Consider the following 327-nt stretch of genomic DNA (forward strand, 5'->3'; position numbering starts at 1 on the left):
TGCAAATACACCAAATACGTTTTTAAGTACAGATAAAATCTATGGAGATTTTATTTTTGAGATTGATTTTAAGGTAGATTCTACCATGAATTCTGGTATTCAAATAAGAAGCAATACGTTGCCATATTACAGAGATGGAATAGTTCATGGTTATCAAATAGAGATAGATCCTTCCAATAGAGCTTGGAGTGGAGGTATATATGATGAAAAAAGACGTAAATGGCTGCATCCTCTAGAAAATAACACCAAGGCGCAAAAAGCTTTTAAACAAAATGAATGGAATCATTATCGTGTTGAAGCTATCGCAGATACTATTAAAACTTGGAT

1 protein-coding gene is annotated in these 327 nt (G+C 32.4%); it reads left to right on the plus strand.

Going from position 1 to position 327, the window contains the following annotated elements; translation table 11 throughout:
* On the plus strand, window positions 1-327 hold a 327-nt coding region (locus J8281_RS19375), incomplete at both ends, for a DUF1080 domain-containing protein (protein ID WP_210199280.1).

The organism is Aquimarina sp. U1-2, from assembly GCF_017897595.1.
Lineage (GTDB): Bacteria > Bacteroidota > Bacteroidia > Flavobacteriales > Flavobacteriaceae > Aquimarina.